Below are 23,827 nucleotides of genomic sequence, written 5' to 3'. Positions count from 1 at the left end.
AACAAACCATGGCACATAACAGACCAAATCCAGATGACCGCAGCGATAACGTTGAAAAGCTTCAATCCATGATCGTTCATACTATCGAGAATATGGACGAAGCTGAAGAAGCAATGAAGTATGCAAATGCAGAAGATCTTGCAAGGATTGAAGCAAAAAATGAACGCCGCAGGGAAAGCCTTGCTTCATTCCGTTCAGAAATAAAGGACGAATATCAGGCACAGCAGAACGGCAATAACGTTGAACAATAATTATTAGCATCCTATAAAGACCTGATCCAGTGTGATTAGGTCTTTTTCTGCTGGAAGGTCATGATAAGAAGCTCATCCTTATAGATAATTACAGAAATATGGTAAGATAAGTTGTGGAAACTAAGAAGAAGAAGTGATAATCGATGACACAGCAGAAAAGACAGGCAAAACCGGCAGAGGGTCAGGCATATCATTGGAAAAATGAGCTTGATCAATACGGATACATACAAAATGAAGCAGAATTGCTTAATGTTATTAAAAACATCAATGAAAAGGCAGATCCCGGACTGCTTTCGGAATTACTGACCATTGCCGCTATTTCACGGTTAAGCAGGTATACAGATGATACTCTTGCCAGTGCATGGCTGCAAAAAGCTGTTGAACTGGACAATGGCAATAGTATGGCGGCTGCCCAATTGGGAAAATCGGAATGGAAAAATAAAAGCAATCTTCTTGAAACCCTGACTTTCCCGCCGATTCGGGAGACCGATAACAGGGCAGCAAAAAAGAAGACAGCTGAGCAATTTATAGAAATTTGCAGAAGCTTTATCAACAAATCAGATGATGAGTTAGAAGATCTGCAGAAAAAGCAGCATGCCTATGAGGATGTGGAATACCGGAAGCTGACTGAAATACTTGAAAAAGCTATTGAAGAAACAGCTTTTCTTTTAAAAGCATCTGAAGAATATGAGCAATCTATATCCGGTGTTTTTCATACTTCAACCTACTACACCGATATGAAAAAGCACTTGAATGCCATTAACAGACTTAAAGGTGAATGGAAAGAGATATTTGATGCGGAGGAAGAAGAATCTGATTTATCAAAAGATCCCTTGGATGAACTTAATGAAATGGTTGGCCTGCACTCGGTCAAAAGCAGAGTTCATGACTTTTACCGTTTTTTAAAATATCAAAACGAACGTAAGTCACTTGGTTTTCAAACGAAAGATGAACTTAGCCTCAATATGATACTAACTGGCAATCCAGGTACAGGCAAAACAACTATTGCCCGGCTTTTAGCAAAGATTTATCATAGCCTGGGTGTATTGCCGCGGGAAGAAGTGATTGAAGCAGATCGGTCACAGCTGGTTGGCGGATTTGTCGGGCAAACAGAGGAAAATGTCAGGGCGGCAGTTGAAAAGGCAATCGGTGGGGTGCTGTTCATTGATGAGGCGTACAGCTTAAAGCGTGAGGGACAGACAGGCAGCGATTATGGACAAACAGCCATTGATACTCTTGTATCGCTGATGACCGGGACTGAATATGGGGGGAAGTTTGCGGTTATCATGGCCGGTTATCCAGAAGAGATGAGACAATTTCTGGACAGCAATCCTGGCCTTCGGAGCCGTTTTCCAGAGTCAAATTTTATTGCACTGCCTGATTATTCTAATGTGGAGCTTCTCCAGATTGCTGAAAAGCTGTCTGCGGATAATGATTATGTCCTTACGGAAGGAGCAAAGCAGGAACTGGGCAAACGAATTGAAAAAGAGCGGGTTGATGATACGTTCGGAAATGCCAGGACCGTCAGAAACATTGTTCTTGATGCCATTTTTAGAAAAGGCTCCCAAGCTAAAATGAACGAAAACATCATGTCATATACACTCCTGGAAAAAGAAGATTTTGAAAGTGAAGAAGAAGAAAAGGTAATGAATCCTCAAGAGCAGCTTGCCCAGTTAATCGGACTTGAAACAGTCAAAACAGAAGTTCAAAACTTAGTGTCATTTGTTAAGATGCAGCAGCTGCGCCGTGAAAGAGGGCTACCTGTAGTCCCTATCCAGCTGCATTCAGTATTTACCGGTAATCCGGGGACAGGGAAAACGACTGTAGCCAAGATTTATGCAGAATTGCTGGAGGAATGCGGATTTCTTAAACGAGGACATTTGATGGTTGCGAGCCGTGCGGATTTTGTAGCTGGCTATGTAGGCCAAACCGCCATCAAAACAAAGAAAAAGATAAGAGAGGCATTAGGTGGCGTCCTATTCATCGATGAGGCCTATTCACTTCTTTCCCAGACATCAGGAGATTTCGGAAAAGAAGTCATCGATACATTAGTGGATGAAATGACAAAACATAACGAAAATCTTGTCGTTGTTTTAGCAGGCTATCCAAATGAAATGGAGAAGCTATTGTCAAGCAATCCCGGGTTAAAGTCCCGATTTAAAAAGTTCTTTCATTTTAAGGATTATTCAACGGCAGAGCTCTTGGAAATAATCATTTCGTATGCTGGACAATATGAATATACGCCTACGGAAGAAGCGAGGGACTACCTTAACCGCACTTTATCAAAGATCGAAATAAATGGGAACGGACGTTTTGCCGCCAACCTTGCGGATGAGGCGATTCAGGCACAGGCAATGAGAATTGTATCAGCAATTGATGAGGATATTGAGCAGGTTAGCATTTTGGAAAAAGAAGATTTCGAAATCGCTTTAAATAAGATAAGCAAAGGGGAATAGGTATGCTCATTTCAACAAAAGAAATAGAAGTAAGGTATGCAGAAACAGATCAAATGGGAGTCGTGTATCACGCCAATTATCTGGTTTGGATGGAGCTTGGCCGGACACAGATCATAAAAGACCTTGGATTCAGTTATGCTGAAATGGAGAAGGATGGCATCATTTCGCCTGTTCTGGATATCCTGGCTTCCTACAAGAAACCATTGCGCTACGGTCAAACCGCGACGATAAAAACGTGGATTGAAGAGTATGACGGGTTCCGCGTCAGCTATGGATATGAAATATACAATGATGAAGGAGACCTTGCAGTAACAGGCTTGTCCAAGCATGTTTGCGTCAAAAAGGATAATTTCCGGCCGATATCAATTAAAAAGAAATATCCTGATTGGCATGAAGCATATGAAGAAGCTAAAAAGCAGCCTGAGAGTGCTGTCAAATAATTTTGCCTGCTGCTTAAAGGATGGAGAAAATATATGGCATTCGGTCTTCGCAGAAAAGATCTTCAGGAATGGAAGATGAAAATTGATCGTGGAGAAATTGCTTTTTTAACCCATTATTGGATAGATGATCGTTTCCCAGGCTGTAAAACGGTCACAAAGGTCGGATGTTCGGATCTGAAGAAATTGATAGAATGGGGAGAAACACATGGCCTAAAGCCTGAGTGGATTGATTATCGGAATGATAGGTACTCGCACTATGATTTGATTGGTGCCAGGCAGAAAGAAATCCTTGAAAAGGAAAAGCTTTGGGAGCAGCTGGAAAGGCTGAAATGAAAAAAGAAGCAGGCCGGATCTGCTTCTTTTACCCATTGTTATATTTGAATTCAGGTTCCTGTGCTTTCTCATTAAATGTCACCAATAAATCATGATTATCAAAGTACCATAAGTCCTTTTCTTCAATAAAATAAGTAATTCCGTTTTTTTCAGTCTGGACTCCTGCGTTATGTGGGTGTTCATTAGAGACTCCTAATGAAAATCCCTGCTGGACAGTACTGCACCCGCCATATCTTGCAAAAAAGCGGACGAAGTCACCCTTATTCAAGAGCATTTCCTCCTGATACCATTGGGCAGCCTGATCTTCAATATGTATGTTCATTTGAAATTCCTCCTCCTGGGTGATAGTCATATTATAGGCTAGTTTTTCTTTATGCGCGAATATAATGTTTTCATAAAATGAATTGATGGGGTGATTAGATGAATTCATTTCGTTTTTTTAATATCTTAGGTGCCGCTCTGTTTACAGGCATAGCCCTCCAGGTGTTCATTCAAACGGATGGTACTAAAAAATTAACTGAATCAGGGATTTTTTTAACTGTATCAGCTCTATTGTATTTTGCCCTTACATTTATCTTTCATAAAAGCAAAAATCTTTTCGTCCCCCTGATGGCAGTTTTGGGTCTGCTTTCTGTTGGCATGGTTTTTCTTCAGGAGCTGGTATTTGGAGGAGGACATTAATAATTTGGCAAAGTAGGATGTGTATCCAGCTATGCTTATTAAGCTACTTTAATCCTATACATAAAAAGGACTTGCTGCTGTCAGAAGTCCTGCTTTTAACCTGGAAAAGGGATGAATCCGCTTAGAATCATAAATACATTCATGGCAATATGCCATATGACAGCCGGAAAAATGCTTCGGGATTTTACTGTAATGGCGGCATAAAAAACTCCGCCAAAAGCAAACAGCAGACATGAGATAAAAGAGTAGCCTAGCATTATATGGGAAAAACCGAACGCCAGCCCAGAAAAAAGGACAGCTGTCTTTTCTCCTGAAAGCTCCGACATTCTGGATAAGATGATTCCTCTCCATAAGAGCTCTTCCATCATTCCATTAATGATGGAGAAACCAATCAGGAAAATGATAAAGTCCCTGGTTAAGGAGTTTTCAGCTAAAAAAATTGAATACGCAAATGAAGCAAAATTAATCATGATAGCAACCACAAGAAAATGTTTTATTTTTAATGAATGGAAGCCGCTCCATATGAATGGAAAAAATATTTGGGAATTCCAATCCGGCTTCCGCCAAAAAGGAATGGCAGTTTTGTTAAATTTTTTTGAGATATAAACAAGAAGAAGGATAGGGATCAACAGTAGAATCCGATTGAAAATCATTAAAATGGAGTGTTGAAAAGACAGTGCATCTAGCATTTTATCGCCGTAAAGAAACAGTAGACTGCCTGTTAAATACCCTGCAATGATCCAGGGAAAAACACGTTCCTGCTCTGAAGTGAATAGTAAAAAAATGATAAGCCCAAAACAAAGTATGAAAGCGAAAGCAAAAAGTTTGTATTGAAAAAGCAATATTGCAGCTGTGAATATACATAATTGCAAATAAGGAAAAGACTTATTAACATAAGCGGTTTTCATGATCAGACCTCCTTTGCCTACAAAATATTTTACCATTTTTTACACAAAAAAAGCGCCAAAAAGCGCTTTATTGAACATGATCGAGCATATGTGCCATAATTTCGCTGTATTTCGACTCTGCATTGGGAAGGCCATAGCCGCCAGCATCCTTCAATGGTACTACCCGATATTTTGGCTGTTTATTACTTACGTATGTCGGGATGAACGCCGGATTGGAAAGTTCAATATCGACCCCGTTTTGATCAATATATTTCGTAATCTCCACAGTTGCAATACCGCCTATGTCCTTGTAATCATTAATCTGGCCGGATAAAAAATTGCCTAGAGAGTATACAACAAGAGATTTCCGTCCGTCTTTCCTGTCAATCCATTCCATTGGCTGCAGTACATGTGGATGGTGTCCGAAAATAATATCCACACCATCATTTGCGAGGACCTCTGCCAGTTCCTTTTGTTCCTCTGTGGGCTGAAGCTGGTATTCATTTCCCCAATGCATACTCATAACAACTACGTCAGCTTCATCTTTTGCCCGGTTAATTTCCTCTTTCATTGCTGTTCTATCAATGAGGTTAACGAGATAATCTTTTCCTGCCGGAACGGGAATTCCGTTTGTACCATATGTGTAAGAAAGATAAGCAACTTTAATTCCGTTTTTGTTTATTACCTTCAAGGTTTGCTGTTCGCTGGGTGTTCTGTTTGTTCCCACATGCGGCAATCCTATCTGATCCAAATAATCCAGGGATGTTTTCAATCCTTTTTCTCCCTTATCGAGTGAATGGTTATTGGCAGTTGAAACTATGTCAACACCAGCCTCAATGAGGGCGTCTCCCACTTCCTGAGGGCTGTTGAACATGGGGTAACTGGAAATTCCTATTTCCGGACCTCCCAAAATAGTTTCTTGATTGGCAAGCAGGATGTCGGGCGTTTTTAATAGCGTTTTTGCATGTTCAAACATTGGTTTGAAATCATAGCCTGTTTTTGTTTGTGCAACATTATATACCCTGTCATGAATAAGGATGTCGCCAATTGCTCCCAATGTCGCCTTCTCTATAAGCATTTTATTAACCGCGGTGGTTTCTCTGTTTTCCATATGCAATTGAGCAGGTTTTGCTTCAGCTGCCTCCGCTTTATTCTCTGTGTGCAATTGATAGATGAATAAAGCCGAACAAATAATTAACATTGTACAGATGACTGTGGATAGTAAGAAGGCATTACTGAATTTCATAAAAATTATCCCCTTAATATAGAGTATAAAGATATATTAATAGTCTAATTTTAATATGAATTTTTTCAATTTTCATCATTTTTCTGCTATTTTTTTATTTTAAATGTCATAATCTGATTTCCATTGATAACTGTTTACAAAATAATAATTAATAACTTCAGTTGATAATCATCGGAAATTCAATTTCAAAGACAGTGCCCTGTGACATTTTCGAATGGACATTTATCTTGCCATCATGCTCTTCAATTATTTTTTGGCATATGGATAGACCGATGCCGGTTCCTTTTTCTTTTGTTGTATAGAATGGGACGAACAATTTGCTTATTGTTTTTTCTGACATTCCCAATCCATTATCTTGGATGGTGATGGATACTTTTTGGTTAAGGGCTTTTGCTTTAAGATCTATTTTTCCTTCTGGAGCAGGAATGCTTTCACATGCTTCCATTGCATTTCTAATAATATTGATGAGGACCTGCTTTATCTGCTTCACATCACCATAGAAAATGGGATTATTAGGGCAAAGGCATACAGAAAGGTTAATATTTCTAATATGCGCCTCGCTTTCGAAGAATATTTTCATTTCCTTAACTAATCTGTTGACTTCTATTTCCGTTCTTTTGTTTTGAGGAGGTTTTGATGCATTTAAGAATTCATATATTATATCATTTGCCCGATTAATTTCTTCAATTGCAATCTCAGCGTACTGTTCTTTTCCGATTTCTAATAAATAAGGCTTCAAAAGCTGTAAAAATCCTTTTACAGTTGTTAGCGGATTCCGGATCTCATGTGCAATCCCCGCTAACTGTCCAGCATCAGCTGAATAGTCAGATATCAAAACAGTTTCTTTATTCTCTTTCACTGCTTTATTTAAGTGTTTCTTTTTTTCTCTTAATTGGTAATTAACGCGGTGCAGCCTTTTTTGCATGTGCTCCGCCATCTTTCTTAATTCCTCATCTTCTGAAGAGAGGGGAAAACAAAAAAGATGATAGTGCGCAGCATCACTTTTTTCTAGATGAATTCTATATGGAAGAATGCTATTACCTATTTTAAGTTTAAAAATGCCAGATTCATTTTTCTTTAATAGATTGTTGAATCTGCTAATATCTTCTGTTGCCAATAATTCAGTAAACACTCCTTCAGCACTTATTAATGATGAAGTGAGTATTCTTAGGTTATGATCAATGAAAAAGTATGGGAAGGAAACATTTTCCAGCAGACCTTGAGTTTTATCCATTTATTTCTTCATCCTAACTTTAACGTTTTTGGCTGAAATTTTAGCCTAAACTAATGTATGGCGAAAGATATCAATTTATGTTTCTTTATGTATAAAAATTGTTATATAGGCTTTATAGTATTATGTTTCTAGGCCTATGTAATCAGTATAATATTCCTTTAACACTTTATTCAAATAAACTAGACTGAAATATCAGAAAATAATTTAAGAATTAGAAAATTAGACAAAAAAATACAGCAGATCTAGTCTGCTGCATTGCAGGCTGGCTGGTTTTCAGCCAAGCCATTTTATTTTGGGCTCGGTTTTGTCCCTGATTCGTTTAATATTTTCCCTATGTCTGTAAATAACAAAGATGCCAAGTATAGATACTACTATAATTAGTGGAATGTCCCATATAATTAGTGCGTAAATGATGGATGCCAGTGCTGCCAGAATAGAGGACAAGGACACGTACTTGGTTATGTAAAGGCTTAGAAAGAAAACACCCAATATGATAAGAAACATTAAGGGAACATAGGCTAACAGCACTCCCCCCGATGTAGCGACTGCTTTACCACCGCGAAAGCCGGCAAACAGCGGATACATGTGCCCAATAACTGCAAAAACTCCTGCAGCAAGATGATGCATGTCCGATCCAAAGAAAAAGGGCAGGGATGCAGCAAGGGTGCCTTTTAAGATATCAGCTATGGTCACAATCATGCCGGCCTTAACACCAAGGGTCCGGAAAGTATTAGTTCCGCCTAAATTTCCGCTGCCATGCTCACGGATATCCACTCCATAAAAAAGTTTTCCTACTATTAAACCAGAAGGAATGGAGCCCAGTAAGTAAGCTAAAATAATGATAATTCCATAAATCATAAAAACTCTCCTTCATACTTTCTATGTTAGTATATTGTACCATGTGAGCAAACCTGCATACCATGTGCAAATAAAAAGTTGTCCAATTTATTTCAGGGAGGTTTTTCAAACTCTCTGGCTTGTGTTTGACATGATTAACAGCGGGTATTAGTAGACTGTCACAGCAATCAAATCCATATAAAGGAGAGATTCAAGCATGGAACAGAATATGAATAACGTAAATGGACAAGCAGGCAATGTAGAGGAAAAACTCAGTAATATGGGAAGCGAAAAGAAAGATGAAATTCTATCAAGCTTTGACGGTTTTAAAGAATATTTAAGCGGAAAGGTCTCCCTGGGCCAGAAAATGGGCATGGATGAGGAACAGCTCGCGAACACAGCTCAAAAGGTAGGCGATTATCTGGCTTCCAAAGAAGATCCAAGAAACAGGGAAGAAAAGCTTCTGCAGGAATTGTGGAAGGTAGGAACTGAAGAAGAAAAGCATAAACTATCTCATATGCTTGTAAAGCTTGTAGGTTAAAATATATATCTTTAAAGGCGAAGGCGCAGGCCTTCGTCTTTTATATTGAGTGAAGGCGTATAGATGAGTTTACAATAGTCAAAAATGGTCTATATATAGTTATCGCAGTCTAGCGGGTAGGGGGAGTCCTGGTGAAAAAGGTTCTGGGAAAGTTAAATAGAAAAACGGTATGGATACCCATTTTGAGCCTTGTGCTGGTATTGGCAGCAACTATTATCTATCAGTCCAATAAACCATTGCCAAAAGGCCTTTCTTTCGAAGGCGAAGTTTACACTGTAGAAGATATTAAGTTTTTATACGATTTGAATTTTGAAAAAGGTAACGGCAGAAGAGAAAGCGATCATCAGATCTTTAAGCGGATATTAGAAGCCATTGGTGAGGCGGAGGATTTTATCGTGATGGATATGTTTTTATTCAATGGTTTTACTGATGGGGATAAAGATTATCCGGATATTAGCGGTAAAATAACTGATAAGCTCATCGAACAAAAACAGAGCCACCCCAATATGGATATTACAGTGATCACAGATCGGATTAACAGCACATATGGATCACATGATGTACCCGAATTCAAGAAGCTGAAGGAGAATGGAATAAATGTAGTTTATACTTCATTAGTCCCTTTGAGAGATTCTAATCCAATTTATTCGGCATTTTGGCGTGTATTTATACAGTGGTTTGGACAGGGAGGCAATGGCTGGCTTCCCAATCCGCTCGCAGAAAATGCTCCTGAAGTGACATTTCGGTCATATCTCGATCTCATGAATATTAAAGCAAATCACCGGAAGGTTTTTGTAACGGAGAAAACAGGGATTGTAACATCCGGAAATCCCCACAATGCCAGTGGGTATCATTCTAATATCGCGTTTGAAGTAAAAGGGCCAATCCTGGCTGATCTCGTTAAAACCGAGCAGGCGGTGGTCGATTATTCAGCATCAGGCAAACTGACAGATTTTAAGCCTGAAGACAGCAAAAAAACTGGGACTGTAAAGGCCCAGGTGCTGACTGAAGGGAAAATCTATAAACACATTATTAAAGAAATCAATAAATCCGGCAAAGGTGAAACCATCTGGCTCGGCATGTTCTATCTTGCTGACCGGAAAGTGGTTGATTCTCTAAAAAAGGCAGCTGATCGGGGAGTGAAAGTAAAAATGATCCTGGATCCAAATCAGAATGCTTTCGGCTCTGAGAAAATTGGGCTTCCGAATATACCTGTCGCTGCTGAATTAGACAAATTAGGCCACGAAAACATAAAAATCAGATGGTACAATACGGGATTTGAGCAATACCATTCGAAAATCATGTATGTAACCGGCAAAGAAAATAGTATGATCATTGCTGGCTCAGCCAATTTTACAAAGAGAAATCTGGATGATTTAAACCTGGAGACAAATTTAAAAATCAGCGCTCCTGACCAATCCCAGGTTATGAAGGATGTCGACAGCTACTTTAATAAGCTTTGGAATAATAACGGTGCAATTTATACGAAAAACTATCCTTCCAATGAAAAAATGCCTTTGGTAAAATATATTACTTACAGATTGCAGAATCTTACTCACTTTACAACATATTGATAAAAACCTGAAACCTTTCCTGTTTTCATTCCGTTAATATAGGAGGGGTGGAAATAAGTTGTAGGTATTCTAAATTTTCTTCCCATTTTCTGTTTATTTCGATACGATGGAATTAAGGGAGGAAAAGGAATGTATAAAATTGAAACAAGTCCACAAAAGCCTGCCGTTAAAAAACTTATCTTTGCGGGGCTTTTGTTTGCTTTTACACTGATAATTTCAAGCATTTTCATGATTTTATATCCTTTTGCTTCAAAGGAAAAGGTGTCTTACTTTAAAGGAGAACATCCGATATTGTTTATGGGCAAACAGGCGGGCAATGCTTATATAGAAGGTGAATCGATCTACCTGCCATTAACGTTTTTGCAGGAATTTGTCGATGAAGGCATTATTCTTGATGAACACTCACAATCCATCATTATCGCCACAAAAAATAAAGTAGTGCAGATGCCATTGGAATCTTTGAGCTATTATGTGAATGATAAGCCTATGAAACTGGATTTTACAGCTGCTAAACAGATAGGAAAAGACAGATATTTGGCTATCGAGCCGCTTTTGGCTTTCTATCCTATTACTTATTCAATTCTCTCTGATACAGGTGCAATATGGGTTCACAAAGATGGAGAGTCAATGGTTTCCGGCAAGGTGAAGGAAAAAGATATTCATGAAGAATTGCTTCGGCTGAGGACGAAAGACAGTCTGGAATCTCCGTACACGGCTTCAGTATCTCCAAATGAAGAAGTTTTAGTAGAACAAGAAAAAGGAGACTACTATTTTATTAGAAAAGAAGACGGTACAGCTGGTTATTTGAAGAAACAATACATAAAAAAGGGTGAGAACAAACAGATTGCTATTTCCCTTGAAGAATCTGCGTATACAGTGCCGGAACTGGAAGGTCCTATACAGCTGACCTGGGAAGCGGTATATACAAAGAACCCTAATACTTCAAAAATACCGAAGATGCCGGGTATTAATGTCATTTCTCCAACATGGTTTGAGCTTGCGGACGGAAAAGGTTCCATCAAAAACCTGGGATCGAAAGAATATTCAATGTGGGCAAGAAAACAGGGATACCAAATATGGGGCTTGTTTTCAAATGCATTTGACCCTGATTTAACACATGAAGCATTTGGTTCTTTTGAATCAAGGAAGAATATGATTCGGCAGCTTATGCATTTCAGTCAAATGTATGAATTAAATGGGGTGAATCTGGACATTGAAAATGTTAATCCGGAGGATGGGCCATTAATAACACAGTTTGTGAGGGAAGCCACTCCGTACTTTCATGAAGCAGGTTTAGTTGTGTCTATGGATATTACATTCATTTCATCGAGCGGTAATTGGTCGGCTTTTTATGAAAGGGATAAACTTGCCGGGATAGCAGATTATTTGGTTGTCATGGCTTATGATGAACATTGGGGAAGCTCGCAGGTTGCAGGAAGCGTAGCGAGCCTGCCGTGGGTTGAAGAAAACCTGAAACATCTGCTGGAGATTGTTCCTAATGAAAAATTAATATTGGGAGTGCCTTTATATACAAGACTGTGGGAACAAAAATCAAACGGGGATGTTTCTTCTAAAGCACTTTCTATGAGCAAAGTAAAAGAGTGGCTCAGTCAGAATAACGTTACTCCAGTATATGATCCGGAAAGCGGGCAAAATTATGCGGAGCATTTCTCAGAAAAAGATAAAATCACATATAAAGTGTGGCTTGAAGATGAACTATCATTAACCAAACGGACTGAATTGGCAAAGAAATATAATTTGGCCGGTGTGGCAAGCTGGAGCAGGTACTTTGCAGATGAAACAGCTTGGGCAGCATTAACATTAGATAATAAGGAAGTCACTAAGAAATGAAATAAGGCTGGAGAAAACTCCGGCCTTATTTTAAAAGATAAGAATGTATAAATTCTGAAGTTAGATAATTGACTAGCTCCATGCGCCAGCGGGTCTCGGGTCTAAGCGTGTCTAGTTTCGACTCCTAGGGACTCGAGGTCATAAGCCGTTCCCTTCCAGAAGGAAAAACCGCCTTATGCTTGTCGTCCCTGGACAGTCGCCTCAACATTTCTATCAATCCGTCCAAATAGTTTAAGTGCAGCCATTTAGCCGGCTCGTCTTATGCTTGAGGCCCGCAGGACAAGGAAGGCTTCGTCAGCGTAATCTTCGCACGACCAAAAGCGGCAGCTTTTGGGAGGATGCGGGTCATGCAGACGCTGCCACAGGACAAGGAAAGCTACGGCAGCGATACATCGCACGACCGAAAGCGGTAGCTTTTGGGAGGACGTAGCGCTTTAAGTCTGGGTTCCTTTATAGGCGGGCAGCTTCCGCTTTTCTATGATTCTGCATTAATGTGGCTAAAGGAGCTGACGGAAAATAATCCTCTATCAGTTAACTTGAGCTCAGGTATTACTGGAAGCGCTAAAAATGAAAGCGTCAAAAACGGGTTGAATTCCATACTGCATCCGACTGTTCTAAGTGCATGATTCAACTCAGACAAACGTCCGTAAATAAATGAAGAATCCCGATCACTCATGAGCCCGGCAATAGGCAGGGGGAGTTCCGCAAGGATCTTTCCATCCTGGACAACAGCCAGGCCGCCTTTCATTGCTGCCGTATGCTTAATTGCCGCCAGTAAATCTTCATCAGAGGTGCCTGCTGCCACAATATTATGGGAATCGTGGGCAACCGTTGAGGCAATCCCTCCTCTTGTAATCCCCAGCCCCTTAATTATGCCAAGCCCGATGCTTCCAGTGAGGTGATGCCGCTCCACCACAGCCAATTTTAAATAATCTTTATCAGAATTAGGCTGGAAATAGCCATTAAGTGAATCGGCCTTTTCCACCAGGTGCCTGGTCACAATGCTGTTTGGTATAATGCCAATAATATTGGCATTCCCAGTTCCCATTCTTATGCTTAAATCCTCACCGTTTAGGCTGCCGATTTTGACACTGTCCCAAATGGCGGTTACAGGTTCGAGGCTCTCAGGAACTGGATCCTTAATGACCCCGTTTTCTGCAGCAAGTATTCCGCTTTTCATTACTTTCTCAACCTTTACATTCCTAAGATCACTAAGAAATATCAGGTCGGCTTCATAACCGGGAGCAATAGCCCCTTTATTTTTCAGGCCGAAGCATTCTGCTGCATTCAGCGTAGCGATTTGAACGGCAAGAATAGGATCCATCCCTTCCTTAATGGCCATTCTGACATTATGGTCAATGCTGCCTTCATTGATCAGGTCATCCAGATGCTTGTCATCCGTTACGAATAAACAGCGCCGTGCATTATGTTCGCTGACAGATTTGAGAAGTGCTAATAAGTCTCTGGCCGCCGATCCTTCCCTCAGCATAACATACATCCCTTTGCGCATTCGGTCCAGTGCTTCTTCAGGGTTTATGCATTCATGGTCCGTCCTAATCCCGGCGGCCATGTATATATTAATTTCATCTGCATTAAGTCCTGCTGCATGCCCATCGATACATTTTCCTTTGCTATGAGCGTCTTCCAGTTTTTTTAGCATTTCTGCATCATTGTTCATAACAGCAGGGTAATCCATTACTTCACCAAGACCGAGCACTCTCGGGTGACCGTAATATTTTTCAAGATCCTTGTAACTGAGAGAAGCGCCGGCATTTTCAAATGGAGTTGCAGGCACACAGGATGGAAGCATAAAAAATACATCAAGCGGGATCTCTTCTGAAGATTCCAGCATGAAATCAATGCCTATTGTTCCGCTGACATTGGCTATTTCGTGAGGGTCTGCAATGACAGTCGTTACTCCGTGCGGGAGAACAACATTGCTGAATTCAGCAGGGGTAACCATCGCTGACTCAATATGGACATGCCCATCAATGAACCCGGGGGCTATATAGCTGCCCCCAGCATCAATGATTTCCTTCCCTTCATAGCTTCCTAAGCCAGCTACGATTCCATCGGCAATGGCTATGTCTTCCTCAATGATTTCGCGTGTAAATACATTTATTACCTTCCCGTTTTTAATAACCAGATCGGCAGGAGTCCTTTTGGCTGCCACGTCTATTCTTTTTCGTAAATTTTCAATGGTTAGCTTCATGTAAACTCCTCGCTTTTTTTGAAAATGACAAACATCTTTTTAATGTCCGCCCATAATGAAATTAATGATAAAGGCTGTACTGACAAAATACATGATCCAGTGAATTTGATGATGCTTGCCTGTAAGAAGCTTAAGCAGTGTGTAAGAGATAAAGCCGAATGCCAGCCCCTGGGCGATACTGAAAGTTAAAGGCATAAGAACGATTGTTAAAAAAACAGGTATGACATCAGAGAAGTCATCGAAGCTTATATGTTTTATTTCACTGAGCATTAAGGCACCAACGAGGATGAGGATAGGTGCTGTTGCTACAGATGGTATGAAATAAATGAGCGGAGCAAAAATGAGCGACAAAAAAAATAAAACAGCTACAGTTAAAGCAGTTAAGCCAGTGCGTCCGCCTTCCGAGATCCCGGTTGCGTTTTCCACATATGCGTTTAAGGCAGTGCTTCCAAAGGCTGCACTTGCCATCGTGCCAACTGCATCTGCCTGAAGTGCACGATCCAGATTTTCAATTTTTCCATTTTCATCAGTGAGGCCAGCTTTTCTTGATAATCCGATGAGGGTAGCTAAATTGTCAAATAATTCTACAATAGTAAAGGAGAAAATGACTGAGATGATGCCATATTTTACTGCTCCCATAATATCCATAGCTAAAAACGTGTCAGACATGCTTGGAAGACTGAGGGATACGATATCACTTACGGCCTTTGGATAGGCAATAAAGCCAACAATCATGGCCAGCGCACTTGTACCCAATATGCTAATCAGCAGCGCGCCTTTTACTTTTTTCGCCATGAGGAGGGCGGCAATAATTAATCCAAAAAGGGCAAGAAGCGGGCCTTGGCTTGTTATGCTTCCTAAGCCGACAAATGTAGATTCATTTGCGACCACAAGTTCTGCATTTTTTAAGCCAATAAAAGCAATGAATAATCCAATCCCAACACCTATAGCTGACTTTAAAACATCCGGGACACCATCTACGATCTTTTGGCGGACTCCTGTAACTGTTAAAATTAAAAACACAATTCCCGATATAAATACAGCTCCAAGGGCTGTTTGCCAGGAAAGTCCCTGACCAAGGACTACTGTATAAGCAAAAAAAGCATTCAGCCCCATGCCAGGGGCAACCGCAACAGGGAAATTTGCCCACAGTGCCATTAGAAGAGTACAGAAGACACTTGCGTATATGGTTGCAGCCAGTGCGGCTTCTTTTGGTATTCCTGCGTCCGCTAAGATAATCGGGTTGACAAAGATAATATAACTCATTGTCATAAACGAAGTAACGCCCGCAAGAAGTTCTGTCTTTACATTGGTATTTCGTGCGGATAGCTTAAAGAGCCGTTCTAAGAGGTTCGCACCAGAGGCAGGCGGGAGGCCTGACCCAAGATCCTTTTCGATTATCGACATGAAAAGTCACTCCTTCTTCATGGTAAATGTCCATTCTGCCATACAAACTGACTTGACCATGGAATAGGCGGGAGTTATACATTATTTTGGTTAAATTGGTTCAATAAAGACATCCATAATTCCGCCGCAGATTCCTCCATCTTCAAAAAATAGCCCTTTCGTTAAATCAACGCGCTGTTGACTTGGAGTATTCGATTGGATGACTTCGAAGGCCTTCTCAATCACTTCTGCTTCACCGCAGCCCCCGCCAATTGTACCTTCAATTCTTCCGCAGGGAAACACAATCATTCGGCTTCCAGTTTTTCTCGGAGTGGACCCTTTGGTGCGAATAATTGTGGCGAGCGCTGCTTTCTCACCTCCTTTCCTGACTTCGATGGCTCGCTTTATGAGCTGCATTTGGTCCATTTGCCGGCCCCCTCATGGAAACCCATCTTCGCATACTTTTTAATCTGTGTACTTAAAGAATTTCCAGATTTTTGATTTTTTACTTTCAGAATTTCTGCCATAATACTGACTGCTATCTCTGCAGGTGTTTCTGCTCCGATATCTAGTCCTACAGGGGTGTATAAATTGTCAAAGCTTTCATCCGGAAAATCCTGCTGAAGTTCTTTAAAAACACCTGAAATGCGCCTTCTGCTGCCAATCATGCCTATATATCCTGCCTGACTGTTTCTTTTTAAAAGTTCATTCAAACTGAGCACGTCATATTTATGTCCCCTGGTAAGAAGGAGAATATAGGTTTTTTCCGAAATATCCACATCCCTGAAATAACGCAGATAGGATTGGCAAACCACTTCATTGGCAAATGGAAAGCGTTCCCTGTTTGCGAACTCTTCCCGATCGTCTATTACTGTGACGAAAAATCCCAGCATACGCCCCATTTCTGCCACGGGTTCACACACATGGCCCGCCCCGGCGACTATCAAATGGAGCGGAGCAGGGAAGTATTCTGCAAAACATTCAATTATGCTGTCCTTCCACACAAATTTCACTGCGCCGGACCGCTTTTTGGCGACAAGTCTACTGCATTGTGCTATTAATAGATCCTTCACATCCTGCGGCAGCAGTGAGTTTTCAGTACAGAGGCCTCCATCTGGCCATAATAACGCTTTGGCTCCGAGGATTTTGTTATCAGGATAGTCTGTAATGGTAAGGAGATATGTGTCTTTTCGGTTATTGATGGACTCTTCTAATTTGGCAAATAAATTGCGGCTCATCAATTGCATCACCTTGCAGATTGGACTTTTTGTTTTTTTAGGTCTTTCAATGCATTAAAAACTCTTTCAGGAGTAGCAGGCAGTTGAAAGATTCTAGCTCCTGTTGCATCATATATGGCCGACATGATAGCAGCGATAATCGGAATCATCACTACTTCACCAATTCCTTTTGCCCCAAAAGGCCCTGATTGTTCGGGCTCTTCAACAGGGAAGGTCTCAATTAAAGGCGTCTCGCGAATAGTGGGGATGATATAATCAGTGAAATTCCGTGTCTTATGATAACCATTCTCTATCAGCACATCCTCAAAAAGGGTATAGCCGATTCCCATTACTGCTCCGCCTTCAGCCTGGCCCTCTAACCCCTGCGGATTAATGACTTTTCCTGCATCAGGGATGGAAACAACCCGCAAAACATCCGTTTCACCAGTTAAAGTATCTACTTCAACCATCACGACATGGGTTAAATATCCGTATAAATGATGGGGGGCGCCGCCTGAGCCTTTGATTTCTTCCTTTTCTTTTGGAAGGTAGAAGTGTCCTTCTACTCTGGCAGACTGATGTTGATCATAAAGGTGCTTATATATAGACTTATAGGGTATGATTTGTCCATCGGCTGAAATATGGTTTGGTCTTAAGTCAATTCTTGATGCTTGTAAATTCAGCATTTCAGCAGCTGTTTGGATAAGAAGCTCAGTCATCTTGGGTGCTGCTGCCGCAACAGCTCTTCCGCCGGTGTAGGTGGAGCGGGAGGCAGTTACAGTACCGCCATCAAGTGTCTTCTGTGTATCTCCTTGAACGACCATAATATTGCTGATATCACAGTTCAGCATCTCAGCCGCTATCTGGGCGTACACAGTGCTATTGCCTCCGCCGATTTCCTCGCATCCGACACCTACAAGAAATTTACCGTCTGACTGAAGTTCGATAGAGGCGGCTCCATAATCAGGCAGGCCAATACCCATTCCAATGCCATGAAAGGAAGTTGCGAGGGACACCCCCCGTTTTTTCCATGGCTCACTCACTTCGGATTTATATTTTTCACGGTTCTTCCACAGATCGCAATTTTCTGCGGTTTCAAGTGTTTTATAGGTGCCCACACTGGATTTGACAATGTGGCCGACACTTGAAACTTCGCCCTGATGATAGACATTTTTTTTGCGAAGTTCAATTGGATTCATTCCCAGTTTTTCTGCAATCATATCCATATGGGTTTCAATTCCCATACATACCTGGTTGACGCCAAAGCCTCTGAAGGCACCGGCAATGCCATTATTGGTATAAACACAGAAGCCTTCGAGATCCACATTTGGAATTTTATAAGGGCCGCAAGAATGCTCGATTGCCAGAGCGATGACTGCCCCACCCAGGGAAGCATAGGCCCCGGTATCTCCTATGGCAGTTACCTGGTTAGCGATCAATGTGCCGTCTTTTTTGGCAGCTGTTTTCATTTTGACTTTAAATGGATGCCTTTTTATGCCGGCAATGACAGACTCTTCACGGCTTAAATGAATTTTTACCGGCCGCCCGTTTGTATGCATGGCAAGGAGAGCCAGATAAATTTGAACCGTAATCTCATCCTTCCCGCCGAATGCTCCTCCAATAGGACTTGAAATGACTCTGATTCTTTCAGGGTTATAAGCCAGGGACCTTGCAATCTGCATTCGATCACGGTACGCGTATTGGCCAGGGCAGCGAATCGTGAGGAATCCTTCTTCATCCATAACTCCCCAGCCGCCTTCTGTTTCAATAAATGCATGCATTTGGCGGGGGGAGTAGAAGGTATTCTCAACAATGATGTCAGCTTCTTCGAAGGCTTCCTCAATGTTTCCGTTTTTTATTTTCACATGGCTGTGCAAATTGCCATCAGGATGAAGCTTTGGAGCAGAATCGGTTAAGGCATATTCAGCATCAGCAACAACTTCCAAAGGCTCATAATCCACTTTGATTAACGTCAGTGCCTGTTCGGCGATTTCCAGAGTTTCTGCTGCAGCCAGTGCTACAGCATCCCCTGTGCACCGTACGACATCTGAGCACAGAACAGGCTGATCGGGAACAACAATCCCAAATCCATTAAAGCCGGGAATATCTTTATGGGTAAGTACACAAATAACACCTGGGAGGTTTTTAGCTGCTTCAGTGTCAATGGATTTTATTTTGGCATGCGGATATTCAGACCGCAGGACTTTGCCCCAAACCATATTGTCAAATTGGTAATCGGTCATATATTTTAATTCTCCTGTTACTTTTTCCGGGCCATCAATTCTTTGGACTCTTTTTCCAACCCATTTGGTGTTCATTGGTTTTCCCACCTCCTGATTAGACGATATAACCCTCTTTCCAGTAAAGCGCTTGCCATATCTCTTCTATATGTAGCAGTTGCTCTTCCATCTGAAATGGGCATGACCTCTTTCCAGGCAATTTTGGCGATATTCTGGATTAATTCCTCGTTAAGCTGCCCCAGGGTAAGCATTGATTCACACTTACGTGCACGGATAATAGTCGGCGCCACAGAACCGAAGGCAATTTTTCCTTCCGTGCAATTGCGGTCATTGTCCATTGTGAGTAAAATGGCTACATTCACAATTGAAATGGATTGTGCTTTTCGGGGGCCGAGCTTTTGGAAAATGCCTATACCATTTGGTTTTTGCGGCTTTATTAGGATATTTGTAATCATTTCATTTTCTTTTAAAACTGTCCTGCCGGGACCAGTGATAAACTCTTCGATTGGAATGGTCCGTTTATTCGTCAGCGAGGTGAGTTCGAGCATGGCACCAAGAACATACAAAGCCGGAAGGGTATCGCCTGCAGGGGAAGCAGTAGCAATATTTCCCCCGATTGTTCCCATATTCTGCATTTGGGTGGCTCCGACTTCACGGGCTGCTTCCACGAGAACATCTGCTTTTCTCTGCAGAAGCGGTGATTGAATCATATCGGTATGTGTGGTCAAGGGGCCAATATGGATAAAATCTTCACTTTCTTTGATATAGCGCAGCTCTTTTAAGTTTTTAATATTTATCCATGTATCAGGCCGCCATTTGCCTTCCTTCATCCGGACTGCTGCATCTGTCCCGCCGGCTATCAATCTATGTTTCCTGTCTTCCTTTGATAGCTGGGTCAGACATTCGGATAGTGAGGAAGGGGTAATCATATCAATTTCTGAAACGAGCATTGACTTACCTCCCAGGTCATTTTTTTAGGGCATTTATATAATCTGCCTCTTTATTCAGGTTGAGATGAATCTCATCATTTTCAACGGGCACCTCAAGAAGAGCTTTTTCATGCTTTTGAATTACAAATCTCAGGCCCATTCTTTCTTCCTTGATAGATAAAAGATCGCTTCTCAATTGGGCGGAAAAGAGGATAGGGTGACCTCTTTTGCCTTGATGGCTGGGAACTGCAATCAGGCCGCCGCTTTTTGCAAGAGATTCTGCAAGCCTGTTAACGGTGAAAGACTGAAGCGGCTGGTCAACAGATGTAATAAGAATCGTTTCTGCTGACTTGACTGCGGTTTTAACTCCGGAAATGATTGATGAGCATTTTCCTTCATGGAATTGTTCATTCATTATGATTTTGATAGGGTATTTCTTTGCGATAGGAATAAATTCTTCGGCTTTGTAACCCAAAACGACAACAATGTCAGAAAACACGGATTCCTTGAGGTTTTGCAGCTGATGCTCGAATAATGTCGTTCCTTGCCACGGCAGCAGTCCTTTTAAAGTGCCCATTCTACTGGATCGGCCTGCAGCAAGAACAATAGCTGTATGTGTCATGGACTATTTGGCTGCTTCCGGTTCGGATATTTTTTTTGAAGCAGCTGTCTGCACTGCCTTAATAATTTTTGTATAGCCTGTACAGCGGCATAGATTGCCGCCTAATGCTGTTTTAATTTCCTCTGCAGATGGGATCGTGTCAACTTTATCTAAAAATGCTTTAGCTGATACGATGATACCCGGAGTACAGTAACCGCACTGTGTTGCCCCTTCAGCAATAAATGATTCCTGAATTACATCGAGATTTGGTGATAGGCCGACTCCTTCACAAGTTGTGATCACCTGGTTTTCCGCCTGGCCAGCGAGGACTAGACAGGAGCATACAACCTCTTTATTGATTAGTACAGAGCATGATCCGCATTCTCCCTTGCCGCAGCATTCCTTGCTGGCAGTCAATCCTAAATCTTCCCTTAAGACATCCAGGAGTGTTTTAGCAGGCGGGCAAACGACCGTACGTTCCTTTCCATTAACAATAAAATTAATACTTTTCAAATCTTCGCCTCCTCATAGAACTTTGAAACTTAAAAATGACAATGAGAAATTGTGTGAGTATTAAGGGATAATAGTCTGGCGAGCAAGCAGAGGTATTTAAATTATGATATTATGCATATTCTACTAAATAGACTAATAAGCACAAAAAAATTCCTGCACAAAAGGTTCCTGGCTGCTGTCCACAGGAAAATGCCTTTCGTAGATAGGAATTCCGGTTCCCAGTAGAAACCCTCAAGCCGATTATTGAGGTTATACGAAAAATTCTATTTGATTTTTCAGTGTGCTGGAGGGAGGTATTATCAAGACAATTATAGAAATAGAGGGGGAGTTGATTTGTAGTGTAATAGTTAAGCTAATATTTTGTCAAGTAAGAATTTTCTGATAAATGGTATTGACTTATAAAACTGCCTTGTTTAATATAGTGAATAACAGGAGGACTACATGACTGTAATAACCTCAAAATTCCATCAATCATTAAAAAAAGATCTCGCTTTTCTTTATAATCGTGTCAATCAGGAGATCTACGGTACAGGCGTAAAGAAACAGCGTCTTGAAACTTTTGATGATAGAGTCATCATATTTGCTCAGCATAAGCGTGTACAGGCACTGCATATGCTAAGCCAGAATTTTCATCACCTGACCATATCGGTTGATTCAGCATTAATTGTTGAATTTAAATCGCTTTTAAAGGGTCTGATTGAAAATTCTCTCCATTTGAAAGTCAAAACGATTTTAAAAGATTACGATCCTGATACCGAAGAAGCATGCACAGTTATTTATTTTGAAGAATAGCAGTTTTACAATATGTTTGGGGAAGCTGTGCATGCCGCAGTTTTTCTTAAACCTGAATATCGGAGCGGTTCCTTTGCCTTTTGTTTAACGGAAGCTGAATGAAACCGCAGTAATAGAGCATCTATGTGTACTTTGATGTTATCTATTGCTGCGGTTTTTTTTATACTCATTTTTCTTTTGGGAGGTGATGCCTGTTTTTATCCGCTGGAGTCAGGCTGAGGCATAACAAAGAATTAAACCTGGAGGGGAAGTCTTTGGAAAAGCTAAATCCTTGGAAAGTAGGGACTTTGGGATTTCAGCATGTGCTGGCCATGTATGCAGGTGCTGTTATTGTTCCACTGATTGTTGGACCGGCAATAGGGCTCACGGCCCAGCAGCTTGCTTACTTAATTTCAATTGATTTATTTACTTGCGGGATTGCTACATTGCTTCAAGTAATAGGGGGGAGGCATTTTGGCATAAGGCTGCCGGTGATTCTTGGATGTACTTTTACAGCAGTCGGACCCATGATTGCCATCGGGAATTTGCAGGGCATTACAGCCATCTACGGGGCCATTATTGCTTCGGGAATCATCGTAATGATCTTATCTCAATTTATGAGTAAAATAATGAGATTTTTCCCGCCGGTCGTAACCGGTTCAGTGGTAGCTATTATCGGGGTTTCCTTGATCCCTGTTGCAATGAATAATGCTGCAGGAGGACTTGGTTCCCCAGAATATGGGAGTGCCCAGAATTTATTCCTGGCTGCATTTACACTCGTTCTCATTATTTTAATGAACAGGTTCTTTAAAGGCTATATGAGAGCTATATCTGTGCTGCTTTCATTGGTGGCCGGAACGATCACTGCTTATTTTATGGGGCTCGTCAGCTTTGCCGAAGTCAGCCAGGCTTCCTGGTTTCATGTCGTTCAGCCATTTTATTTCGGATTCCCGACATTCAATGCCTCGGCCATACTTACAATGACTTTAGTAGCTATTGTGAGCATGATTGAATCTACTGGGGTATTTCTGGCCCTCGGAGATGTCTGCGAGAGAAAGCTGGACTCCAAAGACATAAAAAAAGGGCTGCGTGCAGAGGGGCTGGCTGTGGTAATAGGAGGAATCTTTAATGCATTTCCTTATACGTCCTTTTCACAGAATGTGGGACTTGTAGCGCTAACTAAAGTAAAAACGAGAAATGTAGTTATCGCAGCTGGCGTTATATTAATGATTTTGGGGCTTTTGCCTAAAGTGGCAGCTCTGACCACGATTATCCCTATGGCTGTTCTTGGCGGAGCAATGATTCCAATGTTTGGAATGGTTATCTCATCCGGAATCAGAATGCTTTCTGTTGTTGATTTCAGCAAAAATGAAAACTTGCTTATCGTTGCCTGTTCCATAGGAATCGGACTTGGTTCGGCAGTTGTCCCGCAAATTTTTGAAAGTCTTCCAACAAGCGCACGCTTGCTGGTTGAAAATGGGATCGTGCTGGGAAGCATCACAGCAATTTTATTAAATTTGGTATTTAATTATAAAGATTTAAATATAAGTGAAAGTGAAAGAATCGAACAGCTGAAAGGAGATCATTCAGCTGAAGCGATTTAAATGCAATTGCTGAAACCATCTGC

Annotated in this window: 23 protein-coding genes and 1 riboswitch; of the genes, 10 read left to right on the top strand and 13 right to left on the bottom strand. The window is 41.2% G+C overall.

All coding sequences use genetic code 11. The features are described 5' to 3' along the window. Nucleotides 1-8 precede the first annotated feature (8 nt). The 4 genes from tlp (at nucleotide 9) to NR125_RS00330 (ending at nucleotide 3,480) form a co-directional block, all read left to right on the top strand. Nucleotides 9-251: a small acid-soluble spore protein Tlp gene (gene tlp, locus NR125_RS00345; RefSeq protein ID WP_256814605.1), complete on the top strand. Its 243-nt coding sequence runs from the start codon at nucleotides 9-11 to the stop codon at nucleotides 249-251. A 143-nt stretch (nucleotides 252-394) separates the two neighbouring features. Then, nucleotides 395-2,707: an AAA family ATPase gene (locus NR125_RS00340; RefSeq protein ID WP_009334716.1), complete on the top strand. Its 2,313-nt coding sequence runs from the start codon at nucleotides 395-397 to the stop codon at nucleotides 2,705-2,707. Nucleotides 2,708-2,709: 2 nt separating this feature from the next. Next, nucleotides 2,710-3,147, top strand: coding sequence for an acyl-CoA thioesterase (locus NR125_RS00335; protein ID WP_009334715.1), 438 nt, complete (start codon nucleotides 2,710-2,712; stop codon nucleotides 3,145-3,147). 33 nt (nucleotides 3,148-3,180) lie between these two features. Next, a complete protein-coding gene (locus tag NR125_RS00330) occupies nucleotides 3,181-3,480 on the top strand; it encodes a hypothetical protein (RefSeq protein WP_256814603.1) in 300 nt (99 codons plus the stop codon). 28 nt (nucleotides 3,481-3,508) lie between these two features. On the opposite strand, the gene NR125_RS00325 is transcribed toward NR125_RS00330, so the two are convergent. Further along, nucleotides 3,509-3,802, bottom strand: a complete 294-nt coding sequence (locus NR125_RS00325; protein ID WP_009334713.1) for a HesB/YadR/YfhF family protein — start codon at nucleotides 3,800-3,802, stop codon at nucleotides 3,509-3,511. A 98-nt stretch (nucleotides 3,803-3,900) separates the two neighbouring features. Between NR125_RS00325 and NR125_RS00320 the strand changes: the two genes are divergently transcribed. After that, nucleotides 3,901-4,161, top strand: a complete 261-nt coding sequence (locus NR125_RS00320; protein WP_071158999.1) for a hypothetical protein — start codon at nucleotides 3,901-3,903, stop codon at nucleotides 4,159-4,161. Nucleotides 4,162-4,256: 95 nt separating this feature from the next. On the opposite strand, the gene NR125_RS00315 is transcribed toward NR125_RS00320, so the two are convergent. From NR125_RS00315 to plsY, 4 genes are all read right to left on the bottom strand, one after another. Next, nucleotides 4,257-5,069 carry a CPBP family intramembrane glutamic endopeptidase gene (locus NR125_RS00315; RefSeq protein ID WP_071159001.1) on the bottom strand — a complete coding sequence of 271 codons (813 nt, stop codon included), beginning with the start codon at nucleotides 5,067-5,069 and terminating at the stop codon, nucleotides 4,257-4,259. A gap of 67 nt (nucleotides 5,070-5,136) precedes the next feature. After that, the gene (locus tag NR125_RS00310) at nucleotides 5,137-6,294 is read right to left on the bottom strand and encodes a CapA family protein (protein WP_256814601.1); all 1,158 of its coding nucleotides are present in this window, start codon (nucleotides 6,292-6,294) and stop codon (nucleotides 5,137-5,139) included. Between the two features lie 157 nt (nucleotides 6,295-6,451). Beyond that, complete coding sequence (locus tag NR125_RS00305) at nucleotides 6,452-7,528, bottom strand: sensor histidine kinase (protein ID WP_256814600.1); 1,077 nt, start codon at nucleotides 7,526-7,528, stop codon at nucleotides 6,452-6,454. 273 nt (nucleotides 7,529-7,801) lie between these two features. After that, entirely contained in the window at nucleotides 7,802-8,386 is a 585-nt protein-coding gene (plsY, locus tag NR125_RS00300) for a glycerol-3-phosphate 1-O-acyltransferase PlsY (protein ID WP_009334708.1), read from the bottom strand. 196 nt (nucleotides 8,387-8,582) lie between these two features. Here plsY and NR125_RS00295 point away from each other — a divergent pair, with 196 nt between their 5' ends. From NR125_RS00295 to NR125_RS00285, 3 genes are all read left to right on the top strand, one after another. Further along, a complete protein-coding gene (locus NR125_RS00295) occupies nucleotides 8,583-8,906 on the top strand; it encodes a DUF3243 domain-containing protein (RefSeq protein ID WP_009334707.1) in 324 nt (107 codons plus the stop codon). A 131-nt stretch (nucleotides 8,907-9,037) separates the two neighbouring features. Then, complete coding sequence (locus tag NR125_RS00290; protein ID WP_009334706.1) at nucleotides 9,038-10,480, top strand: phospholipase D family protein; 1,443 nt, start codon at nucleotides 9,038-9,040, stop codon at nucleotides 10,478-10,480. 129 nt (nucleotides 10,481-10,609) lie between these two features. Then, complete coding sequence (locus NR125_RS00285) at nucleotides 10,610-12,331, top strand: glycosyl hydrolase family 18 protein (RefSeq protein ID WP_256814598.1); 1,722 nt, start codon at nucleotides 10,610-10,612, stop codon at nucleotides 12,329-12,331. A gap of 475 nt (nucleotides 12,332-12,806) precedes the next feature. Here the strand turns inward: NR125_RS00285 and ade are convergent, their stop codons facing one another. The 8 genes from ade to NR125_RS00245 all read right to left on the bottom strand — a co-directional run bounded on the left by ade (nucleotide 12,807) and on the right by NR125_RS00245 (nucleotide 21,429). Next, nucleotides 12,807-14,543 (bottom strand): adenine deaminase, encoded by a 1,737-nt coding sequence (gene ade, locus NR125_RS00280; protein WP_256814597.1) that lies wholly within the window; start codon nucleotides 14,541-14,543, stop codon nucleotides 12,807-12,809. Between the two features lie 39 nt (nucleotides 14,544-14,582). Continuing rightward, nucleotides 14,583-15,950, bottom strand: a complete 1,368-nt coding sequence (locus NR125_RS00275; RefSeq protein ID WP_071159009.1) for an NCS2 family permease — start codon at nucleotides 15,948-15,950, stop codon at nucleotides 14,583-14,585. Nucleotides 15,951-16,040: 90 nt separating this feature from the next. Next, on the bottom strand, nucleotides 16,041-16,355 hold the full coding sequence (locus tag NR125_RS00270) for an XdhC family protein (protein ID WP_071159011.1): 315 nt from the start codon (nucleotides 16,353-16,355) through the stop codon (nucleotides 16,041-16,043). Then, nucleotides 16,334-17,167 (bottom strand): XdhC family protein, encoded by an 834-nt coding sequence (locus NR125_RS00265; RefSeq protein WP_256814595.1) that lies wholly within the window; start codon nucleotides 17,165-17,167, stop codon nucleotides 16,334-16,336. Before NR125_RS00265 ends, NR125_RS00270 begins: the two co-directional genes overlap by 22 nt. A gap of 8 nt (nucleotides 17,168-17,175) precedes the next feature. After that, a complete protein-coding gene (locus NR125_RS00260; protein ID WP_256814594.1) occupies nucleotides 17,176-19,464 on the bottom strand; it encodes a xanthine dehydrogenase family protein molybdopterin-binding subunit in 2,289 nt (762 codons plus the stop codon). Beyond that, nucleotides 19,461-20,336 (bottom strand): FAD binding domain-containing protein, encoded by an 876-nt coding sequence (locus tag NR125_RS00255; protein WP_009334698.1) that lies wholly within the window; start codon nucleotides 20,334-20,336, stop codon nucleotides 19,461-19,463. Before NR125_RS00255 ends, NR125_RS00260 begins: the two co-directional genes overlap by 4 nt. A 16-nt stretch (nucleotides 20,337-20,352) precedes the next feature. Further along, a complete protein-coding gene (locus NR125_RS00250) occupies nucleotides 20,353-20,937 on the bottom strand; it encodes a nucleotidyltransferase family protein (RefSeq protein ID WP_009334697.1) in 585 nt (194 codons plus the stop codon). A 3-nt stretch (nucleotides 20,938-20,940) separates the two neighbouring features. Further along, nucleotides 20,941-21,429, bottom strand: coding sequence for a (2Fe-2S)-binding protein (locus NR125_RS00245; RefSeq protein ID WP_071159021.1), 489 nt, complete (start codon nucleotides 21,427-21,429; stop codon nucleotides 20,941-20,943). 179 nt (nucleotides 21,430-21,608) lie between these two features. Then, nucleotides 21,609-21,706, bottom strand: a riboswitch (purine riboswitch). Between the two features lie 164 nt (nucleotides 21,707-21,870). Between NR125_RS00245 and NR125_RS00240 the strand changes: the two genes are divergently transcribed. Beyond that, nucleotides 21,871-22,221, top strand: coding sequence for a Na-translocating system protein MpsC family protein (locus tag NR125_RS00240; RefSeq protein ID WP_009334695.1), 351 nt, complete (start codon nucleotides 21,871-21,873; stop codon nucleotides 22,219-22,221). A 254-nt stretch (nucleotides 22,222-22,475) separates the two neighbouring features. Further along, a complete protein-coding gene (locus NR125_RS00235) occupies nucleotides 22,476-23,804 on the top strand; it encodes a nucleobase:cation symporter-2 family protein (RefSeq protein ID WP_009334694.1) in 1,329 nt (442 codons plus the stop codon). The last annotated feature ends 23 nt before the right edge of the window (nucleotides 23,805-23,827 follow it).

This window comes from Cytobacillus sp. Bac17 (assembly GCF_024519925.1).
Lineage (GTDB): Bacteria > Bacillota > Bacilli > Bacillales > Cytobacillaceae > Cytobacillus > Cytobacillus pseudoceanisediminis.
Note: the sequence above shows the minus strand (reverse complement) of the source record. Positions and strands in the feature narration are given on the sequence as shown.

Excerpts from the sequence above, each read along its gene's own strand:
- tlp (WP_256814605.1), top strand. The coding sequence starts at position 9 with ATGGCACATAACAGACCAAATCCAGATGACCGCAGCGATAACGTTGAA.
- NR125_RS00340 (WP_009334716.1), top strand. The coding sequence starts at position 395 with ATGACACAGCAGAAAAGACAGGCAAAACCGGCAGAGGGTCAGGCATAT.
- NR125_RS00335 (WP_009334715.1), top strand. The coding sequence starts at position 2,710 with ATGCTCATTTCAACAAAAGAAATAGAAGTAAGGTATGCAGAAACAGAT.
- NR125_RS00330 (WP_256814603.1), top strand. The coding sequence starts at position 3,181 with ATGGCATTCGGTCTTCGCAGAAAAGATCTTCAGGAATGGAAGATGAAA.
- NR125_RS00325 (WP_009334713.1), bottom strand. The coding sequence starts at position 3,802 with ATGAACATACATATTGAAGATCAGGCTGCCCAATGGTATCAGGAGGAA.
- NR125_RS00320 (WP_071158999.1), top strand. The coding sequence starts at position 3,901 with ATGAATTCATTTCGTTTTTTTAATATCTTAGGTGCCGCTCTGTTTACA.
- NR125_RS00315 (WP_071159001.1), bottom strand. The coding sequence starts at position 5,069 with ATGAAAACCGCTTATGTTAATAAGTCTTTTCCTTATTTGCAATTATGT.
- NR125_RS00310 (WP_256814601.1), bottom strand. The coding sequence starts at position 6,294 with ATGAAATTCAGTAATGCCTTCTTACTATCCACAGTCATCTGTACAATG.
- NR125_RS00305 (WP_256814600.1), bottom strand. The coding sequence starts at position 7,528 with ATGGATAAAACTCAAGGTCTGCTGGAAAATGTTTCCTTCCCATACTTT.
- plsY (WP_009334708.1), bottom strand. The coding sequence starts at position 8,386 with ATGATTTATGGAATTATCATTATTTTAGCTTACTTACTGGGCTCCATT.
- NR125_RS00295 (WP_009334707.1), top strand. The coding sequence starts at position 8,583 with ATGGAACAGAATATGAATAACGTAAATGGACAAGCAGGCAATGTAGAG.
- NR125_RS00285 (WP_256814598.1), top strand. The coding sequence starts at position 10,610 with ATGTATAAAATTGAAACAAGTCCACAAAAGCCTGCCGTTAAAAAACTT.
- ade (WP_256814597.1), bottom strand. The coding sequence starts at position 14,543 with ATGAAGCTAACCATTGAAAATTTACGAAAAAGAATAGACGTGGCAGCC.
- NR125_RS00275 (WP_071159009.1), bottom strand. The coding sequence starts at position 15,950 with ATGTCGATAATCGAAAAGGATCTTGGGTCAGGCCTCCCGCCTGCCTCT.
- NR125_RS00270 (WP_071159011.1), bottom strand. The coding sequence starts at position 16,355 with ATGGACCAAATGCAGCTCATAAAGCGAGCCATCGAAGTCAGGAAAGGA.
- NR125_RS00265 (WP_256814595.1), bottom strand. The coding sequence starts at position 17,167 with ATGAGCCGCAATTTATTTGCCAAATTAGAAGAGTCCATCAATAACCGA.
- NR125_RS00260 (WP_256814594.1), bottom strand. The coding sequence starts at position 19,464 with ATGAACACCAAATGGGTTGGAAAAAGAGTCCAAAGAATTGATGGCCCG.
- NR125_RS00255 (WP_009334698.1), bottom strand. The coding sequence starts at position 20,336 with ATGCTCGTTTCAGAAATTGATATGATTACCCCTTCCTCACTATCCGAA.
- NR125_RS00250 (WP_009334697.1), bottom strand. The coding sequence starts at position 20,937 with ATGACACATACAGCTATTGTTCTTGCTGCAGGCCGATCCAGTAGAATG.
- NR125_RS00240 (WP_009334695.1), top strand. The coding sequence starts at position 21,871 with ATGACTGTAATAACCTCAAAATTCCATCAATCATTAAAAAAAGATCTC.